Genomic DNA, 20,674 nt, shown 5'->3' with positions numbered 1-20,674 from the left:
TCCTACTCATCTCCTTTATACTTCCAGCATCTTACCCTTCTGCTATCACCTACATTTATAAGCTCAGGCTCTTTGTCAAAGCACGCGCTTTCTGCTTCATCACATCTGGGACTGAACCTGCAGCCTTTGGGATAGTTTCTTGGACTGGGTACATTGCCTTCAATATTGTATAGCTTCTCTTGCTCGCTATTAATTTTTGGTATTGAATTAAGCAAGCCTCTTGTATATGGATGCAAAGGATTTTTAAATAAGGATTTTACATCTGAATATTCAACGGCTTTACCCGCATACATAACCATAACATTTTCCGCAATTTGCGCTACAACTCCCAAATCATGGGTAATCAAAATTATAGAAGTGTCTGTCTTTGCCTTCAAGTCACACATCAATCTCAAAATTTGTGCCTGTATAGTCACGTCCAATGCGGTTGTAGGCTCATCAGCTATGAGTATCTTCGGACTGCAAGCCAAAGCCATAGCTATCATAACTCTTTGGCGCATACCTCCGCTAAGCTGATGAGGATAGTTGTCCACACGCCTTTCAGGAAGGGGTATCCCTACCAGCTTCAGCATTTCTATGGCTCTTTCCCTGGCTTGGCTTTTATTCATTTTCTGATGAATCATAAGTGATTCCATTATTTGCTTTCCTACAGTAAAAACAGGATTTAAGGAAGTCATAGGCTCCTGAAAAATCATAGATATATCGTTGCCTCTTATGCCCCTCATTTCTCTTTCACTGAGCTTTAACAGGTCTTTGCCCTTATATAATATTTCCCCTTCTACTATCTTGCCTGGAGGGTTTGGTATGAGCCTTAGTATAGACAAGGAGGTTACACTCTTGCCGCAGCCCGATTCACCGACTATTGCCAAGGTCTCTCCCTTGTTGACTTCTATGTCCACCCCATCTACCCCGGGCAAGACTCCTTCTTCAGTATAGAAATATGTTTTCAGATTATTAACTTTAAGTATATTTTCTTTCATATTCTCACCCACTAGCTATTCTTTAACTTAGGATCCAACGCATCTCTCAAACCATCTCCAACCAAACTGAAGCTCAAGACTACCATGGTTATTGCAGTTCCCGGAGCTAAGGCCGCTAGAGGCGTACTTCTCAATACTTCTCTGGCTTGGCTCAGCATGGCTCCCCATTCTGGATTGGGCGGCTGTACTCCGAGACCGAGAAAGGACAGGGAGGAAGCCGTAAGTATTGCAGAGCCTAAGCTTAAAGTAACATCTATTATTATTTGCCCCATTGTATTTGGTATTATATGGAAAACAATTATTCTAAAATCAGATGCCCCTATCACTTTGCAGGCTTGTATAAATTCTGTATGCTTTAAAGATATTACAAGTCCTCTCACAAGTCTTGCTACATAAGGTATGGAATAAAATGCAATAGCTGCCATGGTATTCATTATTCCGCTTCCTAAAACTGCCACAACAGCAATGGCCAAAAGCAATCCGGGGAAGGCTAAGATCAAGTCAATAAGTCTTGATATAAGGGCATCGATCCAACCTCCGTAATAACCTGCCAGTACACCAAAAATAATGCCTATAAACGAACCTATAAACACGCTTACTACGCTCATCATCAATGATACTCTGGCTCCATATACCAATCTGGTAAGAGTATCTCTTCCCAAATTGTCCGTTCCAAGCCAGTGCTTTATACTGGGACTTTGATATTTATTGGGCAAATCGATGGCAGTAGGATCATATTTGCAAAGGCTTGGTCCAATCAAAGCAGTTATTACAAAAATCAAGATTATTATTCCGCCGATTACTGATGATTTTCTCTTCTTAAATCGCTTAAATACCTGTGAATTCAATCAGCTTCCCCCCCATCAATCATACTTAACTCTAGGGTCAACTACTGCATACAATAAATCGGTTATAAGATTCATTATTACAAAGGTTGCAGATATGACCAAAATAGTACCTTGCACAACAGGGTAATCCCTCTTTAAGACTCCATCAACCATCAGCCGTCCGATACCCGGTATTGCAAATACGGTTTCAACCAGTGCAGAGCCGGCCAATAATCCTCCAAATCTCAAGCCGATTACTGTAACTACAGGAATCAACGCATTTTTAAAAGCGTGGAGATAAATTATTATTCTTTCCGGTACGCCTCGTGATCTTGAGGTCCTGATATAATCCTGCTTCAATACTTCTAGCATGGCAGATCTTGTGGTCCTCGCCATGATACCTACAGATTGAGTGCCTAAAGTTATTATAGGCAGCACATAGTGAGCCGGAGACCTCATGCCTATGCTGGGAAACCAACCCAAATACAGGGAAAAAACCAGCATAAGAAGTAAAGCCAAGAAGAATGAAGGAGTTGAAACGGAAAGCAAGGACAATACCATAATAAAATTGTCCATAAACTTATTATGATTTACCGCAGCAATGATACCAAAAATTACTCCCAGTATTGTTGCCACGATTGTACCTCCTATAGCAAGCTTTAATGTATAAGGATATTTATTCAATATCTCTTCCAAAACAGGCTTTCTCGTGTGTATAGAAACACCCAGATCGCCATTGAAAACACCTTTTACAAACCCAATATATTGCTTATATAGGGGCTGATCAAGACCCAGCTTGATTCTTGTGGCCTCCACTACCTCTTCAGGTGCATTTATACCCAGCATATTCTTAACCGGATCTCCCGGTATCATATGGAGCATCAAAAACACCACCAATGATATTACAAAGAGAACAGGGATTATTTGCAGTATTCTTTTAAATGTATATCCCAGCATTTAAAAACCTCCCATATTATGAAAGCAGTTAAAACTGCTTTCATAATATATTAAAATTTACTTATTTATTTCTCTATCGTTGCCTTTTCAAAAGTTATCGTGCTTATAGGACTTACTGTTACATCCTTTAATTTGCTTGAATGTGCAAGGTTTGTAAGCTGATCGAACAGCCAAATTCCAGCAGGATCTTCAAGATAAAGTATCTCTTGTGCTCTCTTGTATAATTCTTTTCTCTTTTCCGGATCTGTTTCTTTCATTCCTGCATCTATAAGCTCGTCAACTTCTTTGTTGGAATAGAAGCCATAGTTTCTATCATTTTTACCGGTTAATGTTGTTGTGTATAGTCCTCTCAGCCCACCGTCAGCATCCATCATAGAGGGACCTGCACCCATTATGAACAATGGTGCATCAAACTCTTTTGCGGTTATTCCATCGATGGTCTGTAAAAAAGCACTCCATTCCATTACTTGTATCTCGGCCTCTACGCCTACCTCTTTAAGCTGAGAAGCAATAATTTCAGCCAGTTCTACACCCTTAGCATATCTTTCTGTAGTAACAATCTTTGTTTTGAATCCATTTGGATAGCCCGCTTCCGCCAATAGCTGTTTTGCCTTTTCTTTATCTTGCTTTATCTCCCCCAAGTTAGCATAACCCCAAGTTACAGGTGCCAAAGGAGCTGTTGAGGGATAAGATAGTCCCGGGAACAAAGAGTCTATTATAGCCTGTCTGTCCACAGCATAAACCAAAGCTTGTCTTACCTTTGTATTGCCCACGATTGAATCGTTGCAGCCAAATCTGAATAATCTCTGTCCTATGGATTTTGCTTTGTATACGCTTAAGCCATCAATGCTCTCGAGCCTCGGTACTTCATTTGCAGGTACACCCTGAATAGCATCTACCTCTCCTGTTTCAAGAGCTATAACCCTTGCTGCAGCTTCAGGTATTGGTCTGTATACTACCTTCTTAGTCAAAGCTTTATCTCCATAGTAATCATCATGGCTTTCTAAAACCAATTCCTCATCTCTTGTCCATGAAACTACCTTGTATGGGCCTGTACCATTGATGGATTCAGCATTGGAGCCAAGGTCCATTCCATATTTCTCAATATAAGCAGGATCCATTATCGCCAAGGACATATTGCACATCAATGCCATCATAGCCCCGTAAGGCTCTTTTGTTGTAATGCTTACTTTATATTTGTCAACCACTTCTACCTTTTCAAACATCTTAACAATCTCGCCTACTACTAAGCCGTTTGAAGGATCCATTGCTCTATCATAAGTACCTTTTACAGACTCTGCAGTCATTTCTGTTCCATTGTGGAATTTTACGCCTTCTTTTAGTTTAAAAGTCCAAGTTTTCTGATCTTCGGACACTTCCCAAGAATCGGCCAAATCGCCTGTTATTTCTCCATTAGGGCCAAACTTCAAAAGTGTATTGTAAAGCATCTTTACTACTTGCTCAGAGGTTGTATCATTTTGTACATGAGGATCTAAAGAAGCAGCATCTGTATTGGGAGCAAATACTATAGTGTCTTTAAATCCTTTTTCTTCTTGAGGAGTTTCCGGCACAGCAGCAGGTGCCGGCTTGGCACATGCTGCCAAAGATAAAGTCATCGTTAATACCAGCATGAATGCTAAAAATTTCTTCATTAAGATTTCCCCCTTATATTTTTATAATCTATTGTAGAACCCATACTTATGTATATTTTGACATCCCCTCCTTTTCTGGCTATCAAGTTTACACTATGATGAGCTTTATTTAGATGCCCAATAGCTGTTATCATCTTCTAAGCATGCTATCCCATATGCCCAACCTCCGGGCCTCGTCATATAGGAGCGACATGTATAGAAAATTGCTCCTTCACCTGGAGATCTCAGCTCTTCTAGTACTTCAAAAGTCTCAGGGTCAATTACTCTGGCCAGCAGTTCCCCTTTTTCCACTCTTGTAAATTGTCTGTCCAAGCCTATAACAGGCTCCAAATATCCTCCGTTTTTAGGGGATACTCTCCAATAGTCACCAACAAATAAATATTTGTCGCAGTAATCCGGTTCTCCATCTATCATGCCTAAATACTTAAGATTCCCCATTATTCCGCGAATATTGTCTTCAAGCCATGCCTTCTCAATGTTTTCCCCAAATCCTAAGCCGCCGATTTCCGGAACTATAGCAGGAATAGAATGGTGGAGTGCTGCCCTGCCCATAGATGTTCTTTTACTGTGAGTTCCTTTGTTTAGCTTCATCTGATGTATAACAGGGAATTGATAGGCCAAAGCCATTTCTCTGCTTATCTCTGAGAGCTTGGGGTCAGGGTAGTCTGCTCCATAGCCTATATCCGCCATAGTACAGCCCCAGGTGCCAACATGATAATCGATCATATAGTCTGATTTGCTCATAAACTCTTCATCAATAACTCTGGTTATCTGATTGGTTAGCCATTGGTATTCTCCTCCAAAGGCTCTATTGGCATCGGGTTCATCAGAATTATCCATTACGCATCTGGTGCCTGTGTTAAATGCAGATGTATTAGCAACGGGTATAGCAATAATGTTTCCTCTTAGCTCATTTAAGTCGATTATCCTGACCAACTCTCTAAGAATCAGCATCGAAAACCACTCTTCACCATGAAGCATTGATAGAAGGAGAAAAGTTGGCCCTTCATGTCTCCCGGCTAAAATATGCGCTTTTATATTTATTTCAACGCCTAGATCCTTTGTAACAGGCACTGAAACTATTTCTTTGGTTCCCCGGTGTATTGCTTTGCCTCCTATAGTCAAAAGACTCATTTAAATTCCTCCCCGCGCTTCATAATCCACTACGGCTGCTTGATAGCCGAATGCAGACCAAAAGGCATCCTTTTGAAGAATTTCTTCTAAAATCTTATTGGATTTTTCCAATTCGCCTTTAAGATAATAATAGTTTGCAAGCCCGTAGCCTTGAGTGGCCATTTCTAAATCCGGGAATTCCGCTCCTTCAAAGTCGATAAGCTCATCCGGCTTTATTAATCCTTTATACATTAAAACTCTACGCTTGTAGGATAGATTTTCTCCCGGATCCGTATCCTCTGTAACCAGATACAAAAGTTCGTCTGCTTCCTCTTGCTTTCCCAATCTCATAAGCGTCATCCAATACCAATCTACTATAGCTACTATCAATTCATCAGAATGAGTCATTTCAAGGCATTTCTTATATGCGGCTTCAGCTCTCTCAAAGTCTCGTATCAGGTAATAGGCGAGACCCAAATGATACCATGTATCCCAGTTGGTTGGGTCAAGCCTTGAAGACAGCTCCAGATCAGCTGCAGCCTCATGAAACATCCTGACGGATATGAATCTGTGTCCTCTGTGCCTTAGTGTCAGCGCATGAAAAGGATTAATGCTAAGTGCCATGGAATAAGCTTCTATTGCCTCTCTGAAAAGCATTTGTTTTGACAAAGCTAAGCCTTTTTGCATCCAAAGCTCTACGCTTTTGGGATCTTCCTTAATTTTTCCTTCCATCTCCAATACTTCGGCGGAGAGGGGCAAATCAGATCTTTTCAGTAAAATCTGGGTTTCCTTGTCTGCTCTATCCTTTGTCACTGACAAATGTGCAAACTTCGCCATTTCAAATTCCTCCTAAGCTTTATTTCCAAACGCTTTGTATTACCCTTCTAAAGTTTCCTCCCAGGAATTTTTCTATATCGCTTTCTTTATAGCCCCTTACCTTCATAGCTTCTACCACATTTTTAACCTCACCGGCTCCTTTAAACCCGATTGCATGTCTTACTGAAGGGTGAACTCCTACCTTCGCATTGTATTCTCCTACTACGGCAGGATAAAGAGTAGCCTGCTCAGTGGTGCCTGAAGCATCTTCTCCGTCATCTATGGTACAATCTCCTCCGAAACCTACATGATCGATTCCCACAAGCTTAACGGCATAGTCTACATGATCTAAATAATCATCCATTGAAGGCTGCTTCCCCTTTTCCTTCTTCCAGCATAGAGGACCCCAAGGAGACAAACCAATAACTCCGCCCTTTTTCGCAAGCAGGATTATTTCTTCATCTGTTCTGTTTCTCGGAGATTCGGTCATGCTTCTGATGCATGCATGCGAAAAAACTACCGGCTGCTTGCTTGCCTCTATGGCAGCTAAGGCTGTCAATTTGCTGCAATGAGATAAGTCCACAATCATCCCTAGCTTGTTCATTTCCTCAATAAGCCTTGCTCCAAAATCTGTCAGGCCTCTATCTATAGTTTCCGTGCATCCGGTACCGATGTAATTCGCTTTGTTGTATGTAAGCTGTACCACTCTTACACCTAATTCATATAATGCCCTAAGATTATCTAGAGAGTTTTCAATAGGATGAGGATCTTGGAAGGCTAATATTATTGATCTTTTACCTGCTTCAGCTCCCTCCTCAATATCCCTAAGAGTTCTTGCAACTTGTATTTTTTTCTCCTCAATATCCGTAAGATTATAAATATTGCCTATAGCTTTTATTGTCTCGGTAAAGCCTTCACCTGACTTAGGCAAGGTAAGAAAGAAAGCATCCAAGCCTGAATCGGCTACTTTTGAGGAGCAGCCTTTAAAATCACCTTCAACAAAAGCACAGCCATCGATAACCAAACAATTATTTATCATTTCATTACACTCCCCTTTTATATTTACAAGCTTTTATATGTAATTAAGCAATTAACATGCCAACATTCTAAATTTTTAGAATTTGTGGCTATTTACAATATTGAGACAACTCTTTTTATATTTTTATACTCCTATAAATCAGTTGTATTATGTCGATGCTTATGTCAAATTTGTAAACATGCGTTGCATATGTAAACGACATAGCTCGACATAATACGCTATTTTATCCCCCTGCTATAGGGTGAATTATGTTAATATCATCGCCATCTCTAATTCGTGTTTCTTCGTATTTTTCCTTGGGTACCAGCTCACCGTTAACCTTTACCATCAAGGTAGGAAAGCTGTATTTCAAATCCTTTATGAGGCTCTTAAGAGTCATGCCTTCATAAAAATCCATATTTCTATGGTTGACCCTTATCATTTATACCACTCCAAATTAATGCTTCTCGATAAGCCTGATAACTTCAGGAAAATCCATCCCAAGCTTTTCCATTAATTCTACAGAAGGAATTCCCTTTTCCGTCCATCCCCTTCGCTTATATACAGCATCAACAAGCTTTTCATACTGTTCATATTTATATTTCCTCAATGCTTCTATTTTTTCCGCTGTACTCATCTCTTCAGGTTTTAGCCCCAAAATATTTTCCAACTGCTTGTCATACCTTTCTTCCCTGGATAGATATTCTTCCTCTGTAACAGGTCCCATGGAACGATACGGAGGTATATCGTGTTCTCTGGTTCCAAATCCCATCTTAAGGTTAAATACCCTTTGGAAATTATACACACGTTCTGATTGCAGGAGCATCTCTTCTTTATCTATGTTTTTTCCCGTAACGCTATTAAAAAGTTGAACATAATTTTCAACATGCTCAGGAACCTTTGCCGGCTCATCGGTCATGTGATTGTCGGCAGGCTCCACATCATTCCAAGGCAGCTTGCATAGGCCGTTCAAGCCAAACCAAGTTCTGAATATAGGAAAATAGTGAAGAGCTTCAGCCTTATCCTCAAAGGTAGGTATCTGATTGTTGACCATATCCATGAATATAAGCCAGGCTTCATCATGCTGAGGACCTTTATTGGCTAATGCATACCCTCCCTGCTGTGCCAATGATTCTTTAGACACATATTGAGAATATTCCAAGCCCTTCACTTCCATGCCTATATCGTTTAAAAATTTCGGATCGGCTCCGTAGCTCTCAGTTAAAAGCTTCTTAATACGCCTGATTCCTTGACCTGCAATCTTACCAAAGCCCTTACCCTTTGCCATTTGATGAAGAACTTCCATGGCAGCATCTCCATTGCCGAAATTTAATTCAATACCTCCGGTTATATCTTTGTTTATTATGTTGTTTTCATAGCACTCCATCAAAAATGCCATAGTAGTGCCAAAAGATATAGTGTCAATACCATAAGTGTCACAATAGAAATTACACTCCATAATATAATCCGGATCAAATATTCCGCAATTGCTTCCTACTCCTCCTACTGTCTCATATTCCGGTCCGTCAACTACAACCTTGTGGCCTTTATAGGGTCCTGTCTTTAGTTCATAATCTTGAGCTGCCTTGGCACAAGCCATAGAACATCCGTGCCAGCAGCCGTCCGGGGAGCCTTGTACCACTTTTTTCACCAAGACCTTGGAATCTATTTTCCGGGAATCTTTATGGGAGCCGTATTTAAAATTATGAACAGGCAGAAGATCATAATCATCCATTATCTCTACCAAGTGGGCAGTGCCTATTTCTCTCATCCTGCACTGATCCTTGTCAAGCTCCTTTATTTCCCTGTGAAGCTTCAGGCCCAGTTCTTTTATCTTTTCGACATCTGCAGGATTGTTGCTGTCGCCCTTCACCCCTTTGTATCTCACTACAACTGCCTTGATTTTTTTATTTCTGAATACCGTTCCTATTCCGCCTCTGCCTGCTTGTTTAAGTCTTTGGACTTTTTTTCTTTTGTCATAAAAGCTGAAATTCAATACTCCCAGCAAGGTATGCTCTGCTGCTTCCCCTGCGCTTACTATAGATATGTTCCTCTTATCCTCTTCAGATTCTGCAAATATTTCTGTCAGTTCTTCTGCAAGTATATGACTGTTCAGCGACTCCAAAGGAGCTTCGTAAATTTCAACGACCCCCTTGTTTCCATCTATAAGAATAACAATATCCTTTTCAGCCTTGCCTTGAATCTCAAGAGCATCCCAGCCTGAAAACTTCATAAGAGGTCCAAAATGCCCTCCCACATTGCTGTCTATAACTGAGCCTGTTGTGGGGGAGAGACTGACTACCAGAGACTTTCCCGCACCCGGATATTGGGTAATGCCGCCTATAGGACCCGGTGATATTACTATTTCATTTTCCGGATCATCCCATTTGGTAGTGCTTTTTACTGCATTCCACAGATACCAAAGCCCGAAGCCCTTGCCTCCAATAAATTTCTCTTTTATTTCTTCGGGAACTTCTTTAGCCTCTATAATATTGTCCGATACATTGATATATAAGGTTTTATTTGCGTAGCCTCTTTGTATCTCTCCAGGGGTGTATTCATATCTTTTTAACAGCTTGTGAGCCTCTTTAATTTTTTCAACGTTGTCTTTTACACCTGTTACATTCATCCTCTAACCTTCCTCCTGTTCATAATTCATAAATATATTTTCCTAATCTATATTTTTCAATTCGATTGCCTTTGTGGGACATTGCTTGGCGCATTGACCACAAGCAATGCATTTGAAAGGCTCTAAAAACTCCTTATGTATTCTCATGGAGAGGGTAGGACAGAATCCGACACACATAAGGCAGCCTACGCACTTTTCCTTGTCAATCATTACAACACCATTCTTCGCCCTGTATATGGCCAGTTCGGGGCATATTCCTATACATTCCCCGCATTGACTGCATACATTTATTACTTCGCCCTTTTCTCCCGGCTCATCATATATTTTTATTGAGGATTTTTCTCTGTCACCGGATTTAAAAAAGGTTTGGGCACAAGTTTCCTCGCATATGTGGCATTGTATGCATAACGTTTCATCTTTTTGTAGAAATTTCATAACATTCACCTCATCATTAATTTGTTTATGACTTTAAGCTGTTAAGCAGCAATGGGCTCCCTTTTTTATTGCTTTTTTAAAACTTTTCCTGCTCTGATTCCTGTACAGCCTTTCTTATCAAGGACTAGCTGACCATTAACTACTACATACTCTATTCCTTCCGGATATACTCTTGGCTCTATATAATTTTCATTGGTTTTTAAACTATCCATATCTAAAACAACTAAATCAGCATAATTGTTTTCTAATACTTTACCTCTCCCCTCTATATTCATAAAATCAGCGGGAAAGCCTGTTATCTTCCATATGGTCTCCTCAATAGTATCCATACCGTATTGAAGTATATATTTGGGAAAAGCACAGTAGGTATGTGGGTGAGGCAATAGTTCTGCTATCTCTGCATCATTCCCGTAAAGCCCGACCAGATCAAAGGCATATGTGTCAGTGCACACACTTGCTCTGTCATGCTTCAGAAGAGTCTTAAATTCTTCCTCAGATTTTCCATTTCTTCTTATCATGATGAATGGCTCCTCCAATAGCAATTGCATAACGGCTTCGACAGGCTCCATATTCTTTTCAATGGCTATATCGTTGATGCTTTTCCCTATATAACACTCCGATTCGCTCTTCGTAATAAAAATTTTGTTCTGCCACCATGGATCTGATTTGCCGCTTAGAGGATACCATTCTCCATCCCTTAAAAGTTTTACCAGCTTATTTCTGTAGTCCTTTGCCTTCAAGTTTGTAATGAATTGGTCCAATGAACCTGATTGTTTTATCCAAGGGGTAAAATATGATGCAAGATAGGGATTTATACAAATGCCGCCGCTGACACCGGGTATTACATCGAAGGCAACGTCAGCTCCTTTTTCTACATAGCTGTCTATAACCTCCAATGTAATTTCTGATGCATGCCTGTCCATCTCTGGATTCTCCGGATATATTTCAAAGCCTGAGGTCAGGTGTGATATCTCAGTCTTAACCCCTGTTTCAAGGGCTATCTCAAGAGCTTCAACAATGCCTTCAAGCTTATTTGGCCTTGCCGATCCAGCTATCCTCAAGCCGGTTCTTCTCCAATGGGTGAAGTAATATCCGCCAAGCTCTTTTATATGATTGACCAATTCAATGATCTCCTCTTTATCCGCGGATGCACTAGGCGGATAGTCTCTGCCTGTCGACATACCCCAAGCCCCGCTTTCCATAGCCTCCGTGAGATGCTCCTTCATTTTAGCCATTTCTTCTCTTGTAGGCTTTCTCATATAATCAAGCCCCATGACATCAGCTCTTATTTGGCTATGACCTGCCAAAGTGATCATGTTGCAGGCCATGCCTTTTTTCTCAACCAGCTTTATGTATTCACCAAAAGACTTCCATTCTACGGCCTGTCCTGTCTTATCCTTGACCACAGGCAGCACTTTATCTACCGGCTGAACTGTCTGAGGAGAGTATATAAAAGGGTCAATATAATTCCACATATCATATTCCCAATATTTTCTCATCCAGTAATTATTTATAGGAGCATTAGAATCACCGCACTGGCCTCCAATAAAAGTCGTAATTCCTTGTCTTATATAGCTTTCACAGTCAGGATATAAGAAGGCTGAACAATCTGCATGTGAATGAGTGTCTATAAAGCCGGGTGTAACATACCTGCCCTCTATATCTATGACATTCTCCTTCTGGTCAATTTCCCCTATTTTTACTATTCTGGAATCTATGATGCCTATATCTGCCTTATATGCTTTTTTCTTTGTTCCATCAATTATAGTTCCATTTTTTAAGACTAGGGTAAACATCCAACACATCCCTTTCTTATATATTTGTTTCAATGAAATAATATTGTCTTTATCATCAGCAAGCTTAATGCCAATTTTATAATTAATCACGAACCCTTCTGCTTCCATAGCCTGAATGCTCCTCAAAAAAAGCTTAGACAAAAAAACGAATAAGAAATGTTTACTTCTTAAACATTTCTTATTCGCTTATGTCCATATATTTTACTAAAGCATTATTCTATATTATCCGAATATCTGTAATCATTAACCTGATTAAAATTATCCTTTATGACTCTGGGGCTTATCCACCTCATCATATTGAATATGCTTCCTACCTTATCATTGGTGCCTGATGCTCTGGCACCGCCAAAGGGCTGGAGACCTACCGATGCGCCGGCAGTCTTATCATTTATATAGAAGTTGCCTGCCGTATGCATCAATTTATCCTCCACCTCAGCTATAACATATCTGTCCTTGGCGAATATAGAACCTGTCAAGCCATATTTCGTTGTGCTCTCGCATAAATCTACCGCATAGTCGAATCTTTCATCCTCATAGACATATGCAGTCAGCACAGGTCCGAATATTTCCTCTTTTAAGGTCCTAAAATCAGGATTGTTGGTTAGTATGAAGGTCGGCTCTATAAAATAGCCTTTTGAATCATCACACTTGCCGCCGGCTAATATCTCTGCATCGTGAGAATTTTTAGCATAATCTATATAGCTCTTTATTTTATCAAAGGAAGCTTGATCTATTACTGCTCCTATAAAATTGCTGAAATCCTCTACATCACCAACTTTTATTGTTGATATTTCTCTGATCATTTTTTCCTTTACCTCAGGCCATAGGCTCTTTGGTATATAGCATCTGGAAGTAGCAGAGCATTTTTGTCCCTGCAATTCATAGGCACCCCTTATCAATGCAGCCACAAGAGTATCTACATCAGCAGAGGCATGAGCTAATACATAATTTTTGCCTCCTGTTTCTCCTACAAGCTTTGGAAAGCTTCTATAGTTTTGTATATTATCTCCCACAGCTTTCCACATTTCCTGGAAGGTATCTGTAGAGCCTGTAAAATGTATCCCTGCAAGATTTGGATCTTTGAGCACCACATTTCCTATTTCGCTGCCGCTTCCGGGAAGAAAATTGATCACTCCATCGGGAAGTCCGGCTTCTTTGAACAGCTGGTATACTATATAAGAAGAATAAACTACATTGGAAGCAGGCTTCCATATAACCGTATTTCCCGCCATAGCCGGCGCTGCGCTTAAATTGCATCCTATTGCCGTAAAATTAAAGGGCGTAACGGCAAATACAAAGCCGTCCAAGGGTCTGTATTGTGTCCTGTTCCAGCTGTCTCTGGTTGATATAGGCTGCTCGCTGTATATTTTATACAAGGAGCTTGCATTGCTCTTTAGAAAATCTACAGACTCACAAGCTGCATCTATTTCTGCTTGGAAATATGTCTTGCTCTGAGTAAGCATTGTAGCAGCATTTAATCTGGCTCTCCAAGGGCCCGCTGCCAACTCTGCAGCTCTGAGAAATATGCCCACCCTATGCTCCCAGGATAATTTCTCCCATTTCTTTTTTGCCGAAAGCGCAGCATCAATGGCCATCTCAGCTTCTTTCTTTCCCGCTTTATGATAAATTCCTATAACTTTTTTATTATCATGAGGTACTATGCATTTTCCCGTATTACCGGTTCTTATCTCTTTTCCTCCAATAACTATAGGAATATCAAGCATTTGCTCTCTCATTTCCTTCAACGTCTTCTTAAGCTCAGCTCTTTCCTTGCTTCCCACAGCATATTCCCGCACCTTTTCATTCTCAAAGCCAATTTCTTTAATAACGCCATTGTTCATCTTTCTCTATTCTCCCTTCGATTTTACTATATGATCCATTTTTGATAGTATTAACATGGTAAGGGTTTCAGTGACTCCGTCCATTTTTAATATTTCATCGTGCAAGGCAGTAATATTTTCTGTGTTGTGGGCCCTAATCTTTATCAGGAGACACCATTGTCCGGTTATTCGGTAGCACTCTTCTATGGTAAGTCCATCCACCCTTATATTCATAATTTTCTTCATCAGGGACTCAAAATCAGAGGTTTTGGCATTTATAAATATTAAAGCATTCAGCACCTGGCCCGCTTTGCACCAATCGATATAAGCCTTATAGCCCCTGATAATTCCGCTCTGCTCAAGCTTATTGACTCTCTGATGTATCGCCGGTCTCGAAATGTTAAGTATCTTACCTAGTTCCTCATGAGTCATCCTTCCATTCTTCTCTAATTCTTTTAGAATTTTAAGATCCATATCATCCACGCCGACACCTCCCGTTACTATATTGTGCTAATTATATATTTATTTAATCATTTAGTCAATTATATAGCTAAAATAACTACTATTCGTAATTAATTTCAGTTTACTTAAAGTAATTTTAATAAACAAAATACAACACTCTTTGCAAGTGTTGTATTTTGTTTATTAACTCTATTCTTATTTATCCCTAAGGTATCAAAATCTCCCCTTTTTGCTTCAGAGTGTTTATATCATTGGCCTTTATCATTTCCTTTGATACCGTATACAGATCATCTTTAATATAAAGTATTCTATCTATATTCTTGCTGCTGTCATACCAGCCGCCTCCGGATTTCAAGTATTCTTCATCGCTTATATGGCTTATTTTGCCTTTCAACTTCAATCCGTCCACCAGATCTATATTATATATATAAGCTCCCTGGAAGGCGAAGCTGCCATATGCAGGCATTTTATTTTTCCCTATACCCTTGTCTCCATCTTCCACTTCCATTACTGTCACTGGAAATGCCATAAGGTTTTTCTCCTTTGAGAACAGCAGTGCCTTATGATTATTCAAAAGCTCGGAGCTTGTGCCCCTATCTCCTATTTTTTCTGTAAACATTTCTTTAGGATTATTAACGTCGGTTACATCAAATATGGCTATCTTCATTCCCAGATAATATGCCGTCCTTCCGGTTTCATTGCCTTTGCTATCTTTATGCACCACTTCTACAGAGTCCTTGCCGAAGCCTATTATGTGATTCTCGTCATAGGGATGGAGATAGTCGCTGTACCCCGGAATTTTCAGCGCTCCTAATATCTTTGGAGCCTTGGGGTCCTTCAAATCTATCACAAACAGGGGGTCAACAGTTTTGAAGGTTACCATGTAGGCTCTGTCGCCCATAAATCTTACGGAATATATTTTCTCACCGGGAGCTATATCTTCAATGCTCCCCACAGTTTTCATGCCGCCGTCCAATACATAGAGATTGTTCTTTGAGGTGCCCTCGTCATCTCTCCATATGTCACCTTTGGTAGTAGCTATTCTGAAATAACCATTATCTTCATCCATGGAAAATTGGTTGAGAATATTTCCCGGCACGCTGCCTTTCCCTGTATAGACCAGTTTGCCTTCATTTAAAGCAAACCTGTGTACCAAGGTTTCTCTATCATCATAATCAGGCACAAATTTCGTCGGATTGGCTGAGTCATATATCACGGGATTTTTAGGCTCAGCAACATGCTTTGTCAAAGCCACATACAAATTTCCCGTAGATGCATATATGTTTTCTCCGCCGCCAAGATAGGTGGATACATTTGCCCCTTCCTTCGGCCTCCCCAGATCCAATCCCGCAACTATGAGATAATTGGATGCCACACAGTCCGGGAAGTATGAGATTTTATCATAAGGAATATTTACAAACTCCTGTCCTATTGCACTATCTTTATAGGAAGGTGTGTCATTTTCCTGTCCCGAATTCATTATGCGATAATAGTTAAAATGCTTGTTGGATACAATGTACAGCTTATCTTCCATTTTTCTTGAAGAAAGATAACTGCCTTCCAATTCTATTTCTCTTGATTTAGCGATGCTGCTTTTATCTTTTATGTTATATTCAATAAGCTTCACCGTATTGTAGGAATATCGCGAAGGGTATATAGCGTTCTTTTTTTCCATAGGCCTGGCTATCGGTATGTTGTTAGTGGAGCCGCCTATTACTATCAAGCGCTCTTTGTCTACATAGAGCTCCATGGGATATAAATTTTCTTCTCCCATTTTTAAGGTTTTAATGATTTTCATTTCATTTGAAGGATATATCCTGGCGATGACTATTCTATCACTGTTCACCTGATAGAGATATTCCCCGTCAGTTTTCACTACATCGGCTTCATCCACACCCTGGACCTGAACATTCGTACCCGAAAAATCCGAAGACTCGGATTTTGATTTCTCCGTCTTATTAGAAACAGCTTTTCCTGCTGCTCCCGCAGCCTGCGGCTCAGCACCGACCGCCTGTACAGCCGTATCATTTACGGCTCCCCTTATTATACCTTCGTTTTCCGCCGCATAATCATAATTCCCGACTCCGGCCTCCTCCAAAAGCTTCTTAAGGTTTTCCACGCTTCCTACCACCGGCAGCTTTTCCGGCACCGCTTTCATCACTGCAAAATTCATTTTTAAAGCTTCACCTATAGATTTTCCGCTGCTGTACCTTACATTTTTGCTTATGTAAAGAGTATAGGTTTCGCCTCTTTTATACTCTGTCAGTGGCTTTATCTTTATAGTCTTGCTATCCTCATCCAAGGCTCTGTCTATTGGCAGCTTTGTGCCATTGGAGTCCTTTACCCATATATTTGCCCTGATCAAAGTGTTTGCCGCCAGAGGAGCGTCAAAGGGTACCTTCAGCACCTCATCAACTGCGACGCCTTTCATCTCCGGCAATTCCCTGCATGCCTCTTCTTTCGCAAAGGCTATGATTGTCACCGTCATAGAGATTATTATCAGCATTATCAAAGAATTTCTCATGAATTTCTCATTGCCGCACATATTATAACACCATCCTTTATTTGGTATTCTTTATAGATTAGACGGATTTCATGCATTATAGTTCCTGCTATGCAACTATATACTAGCTAAAAAAGACTCAAAAAAATAAATAGGGCATTGGGAAAATTTCCAATACCCTATTCCATATAAATACGCGTTTAAGTCTTTTTTATTTTACCGGTCTAAGCCTTGCTGTGAAGTGTCTGAGAACCTTGGGCTCGTATTCTATCTCAAGGCCCTTCACCTCCGATGCCTTATCCTTCAAAGCGATGAGACAATCAGCGATGTAGTCCATATGATTATCGGTATATACTCTTCTCGGAATCGTCAATCTCAAAAGCTCCATATCCGCTTCTCTCTGCTCTCCCGTCTCAGGATCACGGCCTAGCAGGAATGAGCCTATCTCCACTCCTCTTATTCCGCCCTCTATATAAAGAGCATTTGCCAGTGCCTGAGCAGGGAACTGATAGTAAGGAATATGGGGAAGCATCTTCTTAGCATCTACAAATATAGCATGGCCTCCCGGAGGTGTCTGAATGGGTATGCCTCCTTCCATAAGCCTTTTCCCCAAATACTCCATTTGGCCTATTCTATATTCCAGATAAGCTTCATCTATTCCTTCATAAAGGCCCACAGCAAGGGCTTCTATATCTCTTCCGGACAATCCGCCATAGGTTGGGAAGCCTTCATAAGGAACCGTTATGGATCTTGTGCTTATATAAAGCTCTTCGTCATTCTTTATTCCTACAAGTCCGCCCATATTTACTATGGCATCCTTTTTGGCGCTCATAGAGAAGCCTTCCGCATAGGAGAACATCTCCTTTACTATTTCCTTGATGGACTTGTTTCCATAGCCCTCTTCCCTGGTCTTTATGAAATAAGCATTCTCGGCAAATCTTGCTGCATCAATAAATACTCTTATCCCATACTTGCAGCATATCTCGCTTACGGCTCTCATATTAGCCATTGATACGGGCTGACCACCTGCACTGTTGCAGGTGATGGTCATGATCAGAAAAGCTATGTTATCTACTCCTCTGGTCTTTATATAATTTTCTAGCTTTTCTAAATCGAAATCACCCTTAAAAGCATAGGGAGTTGTAGTGTCAAAGGCTCTCTCATGGATCAGGTTTACTGCATGGCCTCCTGCCAATTCTATGTGAGCCATGGTAGTGTCAAAGTGCATGTTGCCCAGAACATCCTGCCCTTTTTTTATCATCTGTGGGAATAGCACCTGCTCTGCGCCTCTTCCTTGATGAGTTGGTATTATATATTTGTAGCCGAAAATATCCTGCGCTGCTGCTTCCAGTCTATAAAAGCTCCTGCTTCCTGCATAGGATTCGTCTCCCATCATCAGGCCTGCCCATTGCCTGTCACTCATGGCGCCTGTACCGCTGTCAGTAAGTATGTCTATGAAAATCTCCTCAGCTTTCAGGGAGAAAGGATTGTAGCCGGCGCTTTCCAGCGCCTTTATTCTTTCTTCCTTGGTAATAAGGTTTATAGGTTCTACCATCTTAATCTTGAAAGGTTCCGGTTTTCTCATTTTTTTACCTCCTCATTTTTTAAAATTCATAGGAAAGTCTTAATTTCATACTATATACTCGCAAGGCTTATGCCAGATCTTAATCTTATCTATGCTAATACATTCCCTTTATTTTCAATGGTTTACCGTTGCAGAAGCACGGGAGTATTCAATTAATATAGCTCTAATTTTGTCCCAAAAGTACACATCCCTAATCATCTTTTGTATCATAAATATACAATATAATTAAGGGTTTCCGTATTGTGTATACTTATGATACAAAATACTGAAACCCTTAATTACTTTATATCTTGAATTTATGTATCAGTTCTTTTAAGCCCTTGGCAATTTTTACTTGATTTCTAGCAGACTCTACTACTTCCTCTATAGCTTTTACGCTCTCGCCTACCGTAGCCGAAATTTCTTCATTACCTGCTGCAGACTGCTGAGCAATGGCTGATACTCCCTGTATAGATGTGCTGACTTGCTCTATGGAGCTTGACATTACGTCCGACGCCGATGCTATTTCTTCAGACATTTTTTTAATAAATTGAGCATCTGTCTCATACTGTTTCCCTGTATCTGATAGCAGTTGGTAATTAGGTTTCATTTCATTCACCATAAAATCTAATACTTCTTGTGCTCCCATAGACAAATTATTAAACGCATCATGAACCTTTTTAACCATTTCATGTATGCTTGATACTGTTTCCGAAGATTGCTCTGCCAGCTTTCTTACTTCGTCAGCTACAACTGCAAAGCCTTTGCCCTGTTCTCCAACTCTGGCTGCCTCAATAGCTGCATTTAAAGCGAGGAGATTGGTTTGAGCGGCAATGCTTCCGATAGATTCGGCCATTACCCTCACTTCATCTACAACCTTGCCTTCGTCTATAGCCTTTATTATGTTGTCATATTTTTCTTTATATATTACATTGCTTCTTTCAATGGCTTTTGCAGATTTTGCTTTTATGTCTATAGCTCTTTCCTGTATTTCCTTTGCAGAAATATTTGCATCATCGGCCCTAACCCTAAGCTGGTCTGAAGCTGATGCAATTTCCTCTGTAGAAGCATTGACTTCCTGTGTAGTTGCGCTTAATTCTTCTGCTCCGGCAGTCATATCTTCTACAGATTGGTTTATGCCATTTATATTCTCTGAGACTTCTATAATTATCTTTTCAAATTTATTGCTTTCAGTCTCTACAATATCTGTGGTGTTATTTACTTCTATAATCAAATTTCTTAAATTGCCGATCATCTTATTAAATGCTGCAGCGATTTGCCCTACTTCATCCTTGCTCTTAATGTTCAGGTGGGAGGTTAAATCGCCTTCATTTTTTGAAAGCTCTGTCATCTTATCAGATATCTCGCCCAATTTGCCAATCTTTTTATATAGCACAACAAAAGTAAATATAATACAAACGGATAAAGTCGCCAGGGTAATTATTATTATTGCAAGCTGAATATTGGTTTGATCCATTATTTGCGATGTATCTGCTCGTGCTTCTTCATTTATAGCGTCTTGAAATTGCACAAGGAAATCATTTACGATTTTTCTGTTGCTTTCGTAACCCGAGTTGTATACCAGCAAACGTGCTTTCTCATGGTCGCCTTTTTTATAAGCCTCAATAGCATTGTCTTCTACTATTTCTAAACCGCTGGATACTGCATCGGCACTTTTTATAAACCTGTAGGGCTCCTCAGAAAGATTCAGCTCCTCCAGCCTGGCAAGCACTCTTTCGTAAGTTTTTGTCTCATTAATTTCTCTCATATAATTGTCATAATGTTCTTCCAAGCCATACTGCACATATGAGCGTACCTCGATTATTCTGTAGTCCGAAGCTTTTGTGAGTTCATTGGATAATTTCATTATCTCTGTTTGTCTGTTTACAGCCTCTCTTTCATTCCTAAAGCCCTTGTTAAAAAAATAAATATTGCTGCCAACCAATACCAATAGTATGATAAATACTGCACCCATGATTTTTAGAAACTTTGATATTTTCATTGCGTCACTCCTTATAAATATTAGCCAAATTCATTGTTAAACTTTAACAAACAGCCTGCATTATCCATATTGTTCAACATTGTTTTACAAAATCCTCCTT

At 40.1% G+C, this 20,674-nt stretch carries 16 protein-coding genes; all 16 read right to left on the bottom strand.

Features of this window, described 5'->3' with window-relative positions; translation table 11 throughout:
• Positions 1-2: 2 nt before the first annotated feature.
• The 16 genes from AC4HCY_RS04485 to AC4HCY_RS04410 all read right to left on the bottom strand — a co-directional run bounded on the left by AC4HCY_RS04485 (position 3) and on the right by AC4HCY_RS04410 (position 20,574).
• Positions 3-980 carry an ABC transporter ATP-binding protein gene (locus AC4HCY_RS04485; protein WP_255226755.1) on the bottom strand — a complete coding sequence of 326 codons (978 nt, stop codon included), beginning with the start codon at positions 978-980 and terminating at the stop codon, positions 3-5.
• Between the two features lie 11 nt (positions 981-991).
• Positions 992-1,828, bottom strand: coding sequence for an ABC transporter permease (locus AC4HCY_RS04480; protein WP_255226756.1), 837 nt, complete (start codon positions 1,826-1,828; stop codon positions 992-994).
• Between the two features lie 15 nt (positions 1,829-1,843).
• Positions 1,844-2,764, bottom strand: a complete 921-nt coding sequence (locus tag AC4HCY_RS04475) for an ABC transporter permease (RefSeq protein WP_255226757.1) — start codon at positions 2,762-2,764, stop codon at positions 1,844-1,846.
• 65 nt (positions 2,765-2,829) lie between these two features.
• On the bottom strand, positions 2,830-4,416 hold the full coding sequence (locus AC4HCY_RS04470) for an ABC transporter substrate-binding protein (protein ID WP_323431030.1): 1,587 nt from the start codon (positions 4,414-4,416) through the stop codon (positions 2,830-2,832).
• A gap of 105 nt (positions 4,417-4,521) precedes the next feature.
• The gene (locus tag AC4HCY_RS04465) at positions 4,522-5,550 is read right to left on the bottom strand and encodes a succinylglutamate desuccinylase/aspartoacylase family protein (protein ID WP_323431031.1); all 1,029 of its coding nucleotides are present in this window, start codon (positions 5,548-5,550) and stop codon (positions 4,522-4,524) included.
• Positions 5,551-6,366, bottom strand: a complete 816-nt coding sequence (locus AC4HCY_RS04460) for a tetratricopeptide repeat protein (protein ID WP_323431032.1) — start codon at positions 6,364-6,366, stop codon at positions 5,551-5,553.
• A gap of 19 nt (positions 6,367-6,385) precedes the next feature.
• Positions 6,386-7,384, bottom strand: coding sequence for a dipeptidase (locus AC4HCY_RS04455; RefSeq protein ID WP_255226760.1), 999 nt, complete (start codon positions 7,382-7,384; stop codon positions 6,386-6,388).
• A 223-nt stretch (positions 7,385-7,607) separates the two neighbouring features.
• Positions 7,608-7,805: a sulfur carrier protein ThiS gene (gene thiS / locus AC4HCY_RS04450; RefSeq protein ID WP_255226761.1), complete on the bottom strand. Its 198-nt coding sequence runs from the start codon at positions 7,803-7,805 to the stop codon at positions 7,608-7,610.
• A gap of 15 nt (positions 7,806-7,820) precedes the next feature.
• Positions 7,821-9,992 (bottom strand): aldehyde ferredoxin oxidoreductase family protein, encoded by a 2,172-nt coding sequence (locus tag AC4HCY_RS04445; protein WP_255226762.1) that lies wholly within the window; start codon positions 9,990-9,992, stop codon positions 7,821-7,823.
• Between the two features lie 42 nt (positions 9,993-10,034).
• Entirely contained in the window at positions 10,035-10,427 is a 393-nt protein-coding gene (locus AC4HCY_RS04440; protein ID WP_255226763.1) for a 4Fe-4S binding protein, read from the bottom strand.
• Positions 10,428-10,492: 65 nt separating this feature from the next.
• A complete protein-coding gene (locus tag AC4HCY_RS04435) occupies positions 10,493-12,331 on the bottom strand; it encodes an N-acyl-D-amino-acid deacylase family protein (RefSeq protein WP_323431033.1) in 1,839 nt (612 codons plus the stop codon).
• Between the two features lie 104 nt (positions 12,332-12,435).
• Positions 12,436-14,064, bottom strand: coding sequence for an L-glutamate gamma-semialdehyde dehydrogenase (pruA, locus tag AC4HCY_RS04430; RefSeq protein ID WP_323431034.1), 1,629 nt, complete (start codon positions 14,062-14,064; stop codon positions 12,436-12,438).
• A 6-nt stretch (positions 14,065-14,070) separates the two neighbouring features.
• Positions 14,071-14,517 (bottom strand): Lrp/AsnC family transcriptional regulator, encoded by a 447-nt coding sequence (locus tag AC4HCY_RS04425; RefSeq protein WP_255226880.1) that lies wholly within the window; start codon positions 14,515-14,517, stop codon positions 14,071-14,073.
• Positions 14,518-14,710: 193 nt separating this feature from the next.
• Positions 14,711-17,050, bottom strand: a complete 2,340-nt coding sequence (locus tag AC4HCY_RS04420; RefSeq protein ID WP_491095477.1) for a beta-propeller domain-containing protein — start codon at positions 17,048-17,050, stop codon at positions 14,711-14,713.
• Between the two features lie 169 nt (positions 17,051-17,219).
• The gene (locus AC4HCY_RS04415; RefSeq protein ID WP_491095476.1) at positions 17,220-18,593 is read right to left on the bottom strand and encodes a tryptophanase; all 1,374 of its coding nucleotides are present in this window, start codon (positions 18,591-18,593) and stop codon (positions 17,220-17,222) included.
• 283 nt (positions 18,594-18,876) lie between these two features.
• Positions 18,877-20,574 carry a methyl-accepting chemotaxis protein gene (locus AC4HCY_RS04410; RefSeq protein WP_491095475.1) on the bottom strand — a complete coding sequence of 566 codons (1,698 nt, stop codon included), beginning with the start codon at positions 20,572-20,574 and terminating at the stop codon, positions 18,877-18,879.
• Positions 20,575-20,674 lie beyond the last annotated feature (100 nt).

Source organism: Lutispora sp. QWL-02 (assembly GCF_058315355.1).
Note: the sequence above shows the minus strand (reverse complement) of the source record. Positions and strands in the feature narration are given on the sequence as shown.

What these genes read in the sequence shown, in the direction of transcription:
- thiS (WP_255226761.1), bottom strand. Translation starts at nt 7,805, where the DNA reads ATGATAAGGGTCAACCATAGAAATATGGATTTTTATGAAGGCATGACT.
- pruA (WP_323431034.1), bottom strand. Translation starts at nt 14,064, where the DNA reads ATGAACAATGGCGTTATTAAAGAAATTGGCTTTGAGAATGAAAAGGTG.
- AC4HCY_RS04455 (WP_255226760.1), bottom strand. Translation starts at nt 7,384, where the DNA reads ATGATAAATAATTGTTTGGTTATCGATGGCTGTGCTTTTGTTGAAGGT.
- AC4HCY_RS04420 (WP_491095477.1), bottom strand. Translation starts at nt 17,050, where the DNA reads ATGTGCGGCAATGAGAAATTCATGAGAAATTCTTTGATAATGCTGATA.
- AC4HCY_RS04445 (WP_255226762.1), bottom strand. Translation starts at nt 9,992, where the DNA reads ATGAATGTAACAGGTGTAAAAGACAACGTTGAAAAAATTAAAGAGGCT.
- AC4HCY_RS04470 (WP_323431030.1), bottom strand. Translation starts at nt 4,416, where the DNA reads ATGAAGAAATTTTTAGCATTCATGCTGGTATTAACGATGACTTTATCT.
- AC4HCY_RS04425 (WP_255226880.1), bottom strand. Translation starts at nt 14,517, where the DNA reads ATGGATCTTAAAATTCTAAAAGAATTAGAGAAGAATGGAAGGATGACT.
- AC4HCY_RS04485 (WP_255226755.1), bottom strand. Translation starts at nt 980, where the DNA reads ATGAAAGAAAATATACTTAAAGTTAATAATCTGAAAACATATTTCTAT.
- AC4HCY_RS04475 (WP_255226757.1), bottom strand. Translation starts at nt 2,764, where the DNA reads ATGCTGGGATATACATTTAAAAGAATACTGCAAATAATCCCTGTTCTC.
- AC4HCY_RS04415 (WP_491095476.1), bottom strand. Translation starts at nt 18,593, where the DNA reads ATGAGAAAACCGGAACCTTTCAAGATTAAGATGGTAGAACCTATAAAC.
- AC4HCY_RS04440 (WP_255226763.1), bottom strand. Translation starts at nt 10,427, where the DNA reads ATGAAATTTCTACAAAAAGATGAAACGTTATGCATACAATGCCACATA.
- AC4HCY_RS04410 (WP_491095475.1), bottom strand. Translation starts at nt 20,574, where the DNA reads ATGAAAATATCAAAGTTTCTAAAAATCATGGGTGCAGTATTTATCATA.
- AC4HCY_RS04435 (WP_323431033.1), bottom strand. Translation starts at nt 12,331, where the DNA reads ATGGAAGCAGAAGGGTTCGTGATTAATTATAAAATTGGCATTAAGCTT.
- AC4HCY_RS04465 (WP_323431031.1), bottom strand. Translation starts at nt 5,550, where the DNA reads ATGAGTCTTTTGACTATAGGAGGCAAAGCAATACACCGGGGAACCAAA.
- AC4HCY_RS04460 (WP_323431032.1), bottom strand. Translation starts at nt 6,366, where the DNA reads ATGGCGAAGTTTGCACATTTGTCAGTGACAAAGGATAGAGCAGACAAG.